We start from the raw sequence: 7,927 nt of genomic DNA, 5'->3' as shown, positions 1-7,927 counted from the left end.
TTGATAAGCGTGCCTGAACTGGGAGATCGTGCAAGTAGCAAAAGCGGATCAAGAGACGATCATCCCATTATTGAGTGTCAAGGCGCTGCGGGTGAACAGTTACATAAAGCGGCGGTTATGCAGCCCGGTCAGTTCATCAAAGTAGGCCATGCGCTCTATGCGCTGCTTGGTTTCCTGTTGTTGCGACAAGTCTTCTACACAGCATACCTGATGCAGGATGCCCAATTTGTCTTTTACCTGAGAAATCCGCAGGTGCACGGGCAGCGTTTTACCGTCGGCACGCAGCAGTTTCTGCTCTCCCTGCCAGCGTTTCTCTTGCTCCATGATCTCGGTAATGGCTTCTATGGAGGGCTGACTGGTATCTTCCGCCCTCAAGCTGAGCATGGAGCGGCCAATCAGCTCGTTGCTGTGGTAGCCACTCATGTCTATAAAAGCCTGATTGGCTCTTTGAATGTGCATGTGGCCGTCGGTAATAAACAGGCCTTCTCGGGTATCAAAGGCGGCGGCAGACACTATTAAGGCTTCCTGGTCGCGCCGGCGTAATAATTCGGCGCTGACCCTGTGCTCAAGTTGTTCCAGTAATGATTGCAGTTGGCTGGAGGCGGGCAAAGGCCGTTTAAACAACAACGCCAGATTACCGACCGTATTGTGTCCACTATCTTTGATTGAAAGCCCTACGTAGGCCTGAATCTTGTGCTTTTGCAGTAGCTCGGACTCAGGGAATAGGGCAGCTGCATCCTGGTGATACACAATAATATTTTGTGCCTGGTTAATGCTGACCTGACAGGGGGTATCGGCCAATGAAAAGCTAAAGGGGGGCTGTAACTCTCCGCCAATCGCACAGGAAACCAGCCGCACTTTTTCTTGCAAGGGTGCTAATAATCCCACCAAGGCAATGTCTGCCTTAAACAGGCTAGCCAATTGCACCATTAGCTGGTTAAAAAAATCCTGACCGGTGTGGTGTAACAACAAAGGGGTTAACTGGTCGATGTCGATATCGCCGTTGGCAACGGGGTTATCCTGGGGCGGCTGGGTTATCAACTCGGCAAGCTGAGCGGCAATGGCGGCTACAAATTGCATGTCCGAAGGCGTCACGGGGGAGCGGGATTGAGCATATTCAAGGCTGATAACGCCTACGATTTTTTGCTCCATCACCAGGGGTACATCCAGGCGGTGCACAATATCGTCACCTGCAAGATAGCTGAATGCACTCAGCAGCGGTTGCTCGGCACAATGGCCATAGCTCAGGCCGCCGCGTTGCAGCAAGGTACGCAAATAGCGTCGTTCTGCCTTTACCGGCTGCAGGGCAAAGGGCAATCCCTGACTGTATAAAGGGCGCAATACTTCTTCGGTTGCATAATGGCGCCACAGAATGACCCGATCAGCCCCCTGGCGGCTCATTAACAGGTCGACCAATATCGGCATTTGTGCCGACAATGTGGCTTTGCCTGTGCTTTGGTTCAGCCAGGTGTGTTGTAGCTGCCATTCGTTGATGCCTAGGGCATCCTGCTGGTGATGTTGAGAGAGATCGGCACTCAGCAGCCAGTGATTGTTTTCAACCGGTGCAAGATGGCACTGCCAGCGGCGTTCATGAATGGTCAGTGTGATGCTGTCAGGCAGGCCTGTGGAACACAGCTGCTCAAGCTTGCGTCTATCGTCCTCGCTGAGTTGGCATAGCAAAGATAGGCTGGCGTCCGGCAAGCGCATATCGTCTGCGGGTTGTGCTGTTAAAGGGGTGAGACAGAATTGCGAGTCCAACCTGAAAAAACACAAATGATGCTGAGGGCGATGCAATGCAGGCAACTGCATACGGTTGAAATTCCTTATAAAATAACAGGTTCCGAGTAAGGTCATACTGACATTAAGCGGGGCATTGTACGGGGTATTGTAAATAACGATACCAAAATTGCCATTAACTTGATGGGGGGCTGTAAAACAATTAATAAGACATTGCTAATGTATGGTTTGCCTGTATTATTAGTATTATCTAATTTACGGAGGGGTACATGATGACCATAGTCAACTTTACGCCATGGACCGCCTTGATAGGCGGAGCCTGTATTGGCACTGGAGCCTTGTTGCTGCTGCTGGGCGCAGGAAAAATAGCCGGCATCAGTGGCATTGTGTCTGGCATTGGCACACAGGCAGATAAAGGGTGGCGACTGGCTTTTGTATTGGGGTTGGTGTTGATGACGGCAGTGTTGTTTGGCAGCGGGAACATCGCCGTACCCGAATTAGCATCGGTGTCTGCGTTGAAACTGGTGCTGGCAGGCCTGTTGGTGGGATTAGGTGCCCGGCTGGGTAATGGCTGCACCAGTGGCCACGGTATTTGCGGCATTGGCCGTTTTTCCTGGCGCTCGATAGTGGCAACCCTGGTGTTTATGGCTGCCGGCATTGCCACTGTCACGGTATTAGGGCTGGGAGCATAACGGTATGTTGATGATTATTTCGTTGTTGTCTGGTGCCTTGTTTGGCCTGGGACTGGCGGTATCCGGCATGATAAATCCCGCCAAGGTGCAGGGCTTTTTGAATGTGTTCGGCAACTGGGACCCGAGTTTAGGACTGGTGATGGGCGGGGCCTTGCTGGTGTTTGCACCGGGTTATTGGTTATGGCGTCGCCTGGGTCGACAGCAGTGCGCACTGGGTGCCGATATGCCCAAGGTGCCGGCGCCGGTCATTGATAAGCGGTTGTTGTTTGGCGCCTTGATCTTTGGCATGGGCTGGGGCTTGGTAGGCATTTGTCCTGGCCCTGCGTTGGGCTTGCTGGGCAGTTTTCAGTGGCAGGCCGGGCTGTTTGTGCTGGCCATGCTGGGCGGATTCTGGCTGGCAGGACGCCTGACGGCGGCCGTAAGCGACAAGCCATAAGCCGAACGAGCAACGAGCGGTTGTCTGGTGCGGTGAACTACCAACTCAATAATAAAGGCTGTGCACCCTTGGCAAGGGTCACAGCTCTCATTATTTACTCGGGCTGATCAGCTTTCGAGGTAATTCATTACCACATTGTGATGATCTTTGGTTTTGAACTTGTCGAACACCTTGCAAACGGTGCCGGACTCGTCGATTAAAAAGCTGATGCGGTGAATGCCGTCGTACTCTTTGCCCATGAATTTCTTCAAGCCCCATACGCCAAAGGCATCGGCCACGGCGTGGTCTTCATCGGACAACAGGGTGAAGTTGAGCTGGTCTTTTTCTTCAAACTTTTTCAGTCGTGCCACCGGATCCGGGCTGATGCCCAAGACCACTACATTGTTTGCTTCAAGCTCGGTTTTGCTGTCGCGCAGGCCACAGGCCTGTACTTTACAGCCCGGCGTCATGGCCTTGGGATAAAAATACACCAGCACTTTTTTGCCGCTAAAATCGCTCAGGCTGACGGAGTCACCATTTTGATCGAGCAGGGTGAAGGCGGGCGCCGGGCTGCCGGCAGGTAAATAGGTCATGATGAGTCTATCCATATCTGGGTGGTAGAGTCAGGATACTAGCATAAATTGCAATGGCCTCCAGCGCCTCTCTTGTATTCGAAGGAAGCCGCCACTACCATAACCCTCTTTCAAGATGTAACGGAATCGCCTATGTTCAGCGGTAGCATAGTGGCATTAATCACGCCGATGACGGCGACAGGTGACGTGGACAACGACAGCCTGAAACGGCTGGTGGAATATCATATAGCCAGCGGTACCAGCGCCATTGCGGCCATGGGCACCACAGGCGAGTCGCCGACCTTGAGTACCGAAGAGCACCTGGAAGTGGTGCGTCTGGTACTGGAATACGCCAATGGCCGCATTCCGGTGATTGGCGGCTGTGGCTCCAATAATACCCGCCAGGCGATACGTTTGAGCCAAACCATGCAAACCATGGGGGTTGCGGCGGGCCTGTCGGTAACACCCTACTATAACAAGCCCTCTCAGGCGGGACTGGTGGCGCACTATAGTGCCATTACCCAGGCCTGTGACTTGCCACAGATTCTTTATAATGTGCCCGGACGCACCGGGTGTGATTTGCTGCCGGAAACGGCGGGACAATTGGCGGAACTTGTGCCCGTGATTGGCATCAAAGAAGCCAGCGGCTGCCTCAACCGGGTCCGAGAGCTGAAGCGCTGTTGTGGCGATGATTTTTTGCTGTTCAGTGGCGACGATCATCTGGCGCTCGATTTTGTGCGTCTGGGGGGGCATGGCGTGATATCGGTCACGGCCAATGTGGCAGCCGCCGAAATGGCGACCTTGTTTCGCGCAGCATCTTCAGGCGACTGGTCTTTGGCCAGTCGGATGCATGAAGGCCTGATGCCACTGCATCAGCAACTATTTTGTGATACCAATCCCATACCGGTGAAGTGGGCCTGTGCCGAGCGCGGGCTCATCAATACCTCAATGCCGCGTTTACCTTTGCTTCCGCTTGCAACAGCAGAGCAGGAGCAGGTAAGGGAAGCGTTAATTAAAGCGGAGTTAATAGGGCGTGGATAAATCGTTGAAAACAAAAAAAATGGTAATGGGCCTGCTGGCCCTGAGTGTATTGGCGGGTTGCAGCAATCCCGAAACGCGCGCCCAGGCCAATCGGGGGTTTGAGTATCAGAATGCAACACTCAGAACCACTCCCTTGCTGATCCCGGGCGGGCTGGAAGCACCCAATTTCAACAATGAATATGTGATCCCCAAGCCAACCGACGCTGCCGTGAGTGGTGTGGTAGGCAAAGACATGGATATTCGACCGCCCACCCAGGTATTGCCGCTGGTGCGTGGCACCGAAGTGCTGGATAACGGCAGTGGCCTGTGGTTTTATCAGCAGCGGTTGGATCAGCCATTGGAACAAGAGCTGAACCAAGCGTTGAAAGCCTTTTTTGAAGGGCAAAAAGCCGAGTATAGCCAGGTGGGTCAAGGCTGGCGCAGTGACGGTAAAGCCATTGGCAATGCCAACCAGCAATTCAGCTGGCAGTTGCTCCCGGACGAGGTTCGCCGCGCGGTTGCGGTACAGGTGAGTGTGAGTGGCGAGAATACGGCGCTGGCACAAGACAAGCAGCGGGCAGAAGCGTCCATGCTCAATGCGTTTTCCCTGTCTTATCAGCGTGAGCTGACCCAGCAGCAAAACCTGCTGGATCGCAGCCCCATCAAATTGACGCTGGATCAGGCTCAGGGCCGTTTGCTGGTGGCCGAAGGCTACGACAGAAGCTGGAAGCGGCTGGTGACCCTGTTACCAAAACTGGGCTTTGATTTAACCAACCGTCAGCAGGCATTGGGTTACGTCGACGTTGAGTTTGATGGCCTGAGCAAAGGAAAATGGGGTGATCTTGGCTTGCCGATGCTGGATATTCCCGAGCAGCAGTATCGCATTCAGCTTGGCGATTTGGGTGAGCAAAGCAGCATTACCCTGAGTGACAAGAATAAAACACCTGTGTCTGCCGATATCTTGAGCAAGGTAGCCACTACCTTTAGCGAAGCTTTTCAGCGTACCGACTTGATTCGCTAATCTTTATTGGCAGATTGAGTGAAGTATCGTTAATGCAGCCCCGTATCGCGGGGCTTTTTTATGGCCGACATTCGGCCAGTCACATCCTGCTTGCGGCCGTGCTTCAGGTATAATGCGACCATGAGTCATATCGAGCAGGGTTTTTTATTAACCCGCCACAGCCGCGACCGACAGGGGCGCAGCGAAATTATTTACTGGTTGTGCACGGCACAGGGCCCGGTACGACTTGTGCTGGACGGCGAGCGCCCGCTGCTGCTGATCCCCCTTGACCAATATGCCAATGCCCGGGCGGTGCTTGGCCAGCAACATATCAATTATCAGTGGGCGACACCCGGGTTACACACCCTGAGCCAACAAGCGGTGGGGGTGCTGTATTTTGCTTCCATAGCTGCGCACAAAGCCGCGGCCGATGCCCTGCGCCGAGACGGCATTTCGGTATTTGAAGATGATATTCGCCTGCATGAGCGGTTTTTGCTGAGTCGTTTTATTCGCGGCGGGGTGGCTTTTATGGGAGAGCCGCAACCAGCCCCGGGATATCGTCAGGTGAACCGTCCTCGGCTAAAGCCCACAGAGTACAGCCCGCAATTTCGAGTGTTGTCACTGGATATTGAATGCTCCGGCCTTGGCGAGCTGTATTCCGTCGGCCTGTATGGCGACGACCTGGCGCAAGTATTGATGATAGGCCAGCCCGAACCGGCCGCGACCGAGATTCTGTGGCAGGCCAATGAAGTGGCCTTGCTCAAGGCATTGGAGTGGGCGCTCGGCCAATACGATCCCGATATTATCATCGGCTGGAACATCGTCAGCTTTGATTTTCGTGTGTTGTTGCAGCGTGCGGCCCTGCATGGCATCAAGCTGCGGCTGGGGCGGGGTGGCGAGCCGGCCTTTATGCGTGAGTCTCACTATACCGGACAGGCGTTTTTGACCCTGGCGGGGCGCGTGGTGATAGATGGGATAGCGGGCCTGAAAACGGCCTGCTATCAGTTTGACAGCTTCAGTCTGGAGTCGGTGGCGCAGCAGTTGCTGGGGCGGGGCAAGCAAACTGACGACGTGGCCAACCGGCTGGCGGCCATTACCCGCGATTTTCATCGTAACAAGCCTAAACTGGCCGCCTACAATCTGGAAGATTGCCGCTTGGTATGGGATATTTTTACCCACACTCGATTGCTGGATTTTTTGCGGCTGCGCAGTCAACTCACCGGGCTGGAGTTGGATAGAATAGGCGGCTCGGTTGCCGCCTTTACCCAGGTGTATCTACCACATCTGCATCGTGCCGGTTATGTGGCCCCCAATCTGCCTGCCGCCGGTGGCCTGGCCAGTCCGGGCGGCTATGTCATGGACTCCCGGCCGGGATTGTATCGTCATGTATTGGTGCTCGACTTCAAGAGCCTGTATCCCGCCATTATTCGCACCTTTAATATCGACCCCCTCGGCCTGGCCATAGGCCTGACAGAAGACGATGCCATTCCCGGATTTCGCGGCGCCCGTTTTTCTCGTCGCCAGCACTTTTTACCCGCCATTATCGAACACCTGTGGCAAGCGCGAGATCAGGCCAAACGCGAGCAGGATGCCCCGCGATCCCAGGCCATCAAAATTCTGATGAACTCCTTTTACGGTGTGCTGGGCTCCGGCGGTTGTCGTTTTTACGATACGCGGCTGGCTTCGTCTATTACCCTGCGTGGTCACGAGATCATGCAGCAAAGCGCTCGCTGGATCACCGAGCAGGGCCATGAGGTGATTTATGGCGATACCGACTCGGTCTTTGTATTGCTGTCCGGTCACCATAATGAGCAGTCCGCCAGTGCAGAAGGGCAGCGTTTGGCCGAGTGTGTTACGCAGCAGTGGCGAGTGCACCTGCAGAGCAGCCTGCAACTGGAGAGCCACCTGGAGTTACAGTTCGAGTGTTATTTTGCGCGGTTTTTAATGCCGACCATACGCGGGCAAGAACAAGGCTCAAAAAAGCGCTATGCCGGATTAAGTCTGAAGCAGGGCGAAAAAAGACTGGTGTTCAAGGGGCTGGAAACGGTTCGCTCCGACTGGACTCTATTGGCGCAACAATTTCAAACCGAGTTGTATCGTCTGGTCTTTGACGAGCAAGATCCAAGTGACTTTGTACGTAAGACCCTGGCGCAAACCCTGGCCGGCGAGCGTGATGCTGATCTGGTCTATCGCAAGCGGTTGCGGCGGCCCCTGGCGCAATATGTGAAATCGCAACCGCCCCAGGTACGGGCGGCGCGGTTGGCCGACGAGCACAATGCCCGCCTTGGCTTGCCGCTGCGTTATCAGCAAAAAGGCACTATTCGCTATGTGATCACGGTCAACGGGCCCGAGCCGGTGGAATATATGAGCTCGGCCATTGACTATCAGCATTACGTGGATCGTCAGCTCAAGCCGGTTGCCGAAGCCATTTTGCCTTTTATCGGCATGAGCTTCGAGGCACTGACCGGTCAGCAGCTAGGCCTGTTTTAAT

Annotated in this window: 7 protein-coding genes; 5 read left to right on the top strand and 2 right to left on the bottom strand. The window is 54.4% G+C overall.

The features are described from left to right. Nucleotides 1-99: 99 nt before the first annotated feature. Entirely contained in the window at nucleotides 100-1,707 is a 1,608-nt protein-coding gene (locus IEW52_RS10015; protein ID WP_188629926.1) for a PAS domain S-box protein, read from the bottom strand. 302 nt (nucleotides 1,708-2,009) lie between these two features. On the opposite strand from IEW52_RS10015, the gene IEW52_RS10010 reads away from it, so the two are divergent. Continuing rightward, the gene (locus IEW52_RS10010) at nucleotides 2,010-2,429 is read left to right on the top strand and encodes a YeeE/YedE family protein (RefSeq protein ID WP_188629936.1); all 420 of its coding nucleotides are present in this window, start codon (nucleotides 2,010-2,012) and stop codon (nucleotides 2,427-2,429) included. A gap of 4 nt (nucleotides 2,430-2,433) precedes the next feature. After that, on the top strand, nucleotides 2,434-2,865 hold the full coding sequence (locus IEW52_RS10005) for a DUF6691 family protein (protein ID WP_188629925.1): 432 nt from the start codon (nucleotides 2,434-2,436) through the stop codon (nucleotides 2,863-2,865). Nucleotides 2,866-2,972: 107 nt separating this feature from the next. Here IEW52_RS10005 and bcp read toward each other — a convergent pair whose 3' ends face one another. After that, nucleotides 2,973-3,437 carry a thioredoxin-dependent thiol peroxidase gene (bcp, locus tag IEW52_RS10000; protein WP_188629924.1) on the bottom strand — a complete coding sequence of 155 codons (465 nt, stop codon included), beginning with the start codon at nucleotides 3,435-3,437 and terminating at the stop codon, nucleotides 2,973-2,975. Between the two features lie 132 nt (nucleotides 3,438-3,569). Here bcp and dapA point away from each other — a divergent pair, with 132 nt between their 5' ends. From dapA to IEW52_RS09985, 3 genes are all read left to right on the top strand, one after another. Continuing rightward, nucleotides 3,570-4,457 (top strand): 4-hydroxy-tetrahydrodipicolinate synthase, encoded by an 888-nt coding sequence (dapA, locus tag IEW52_RS09995; RefSeq protein ID WP_188629923.1) that lies wholly within the window; start codon nucleotides 3,570-3,572, stop codon nucleotides 4,455-4,457. A gap of 4 nt (nucleotides 4,458-4,461) precedes the next feature. After that, nucleotides 4,462-5,457, top strand: coding sequence for an NlpB/DapX family lipoprotein (bamC, locus tag IEW52_RS09990; protein ID WP_229667884.1), 996 nt, complete (start codon nucleotides 4,462-4,464; stop codon nucleotides 5,455-5,457). 120 nt (nucleotides 5,458-5,577) lie between these two features. Continuing rightward, a complete protein-coding gene (locus tag IEW52_RS09985; protein WP_188629922.1) occupies nucleotides 5,578-7,926 on the top strand; it encodes a DNA polymerase II in 2,349 nt (782 codons plus the stop codon). Nucleotide 7,927 lies beyond the last annotated feature (1 nt).

It is taken from the genome of Oceanisphaera marina, assembly GCF_014643915.1.
Lineage (GTDB): Bacteria > Pseudomonadota > Gammaproteobacteria > Enterobacterales > Aeromonadaceae > Oceanimonas > Oceanimonas marina.
Note: the sequence above shows the minus strand (reverse complement) of the source record. Positions and strands in the feature narration are given on the sequence as shown.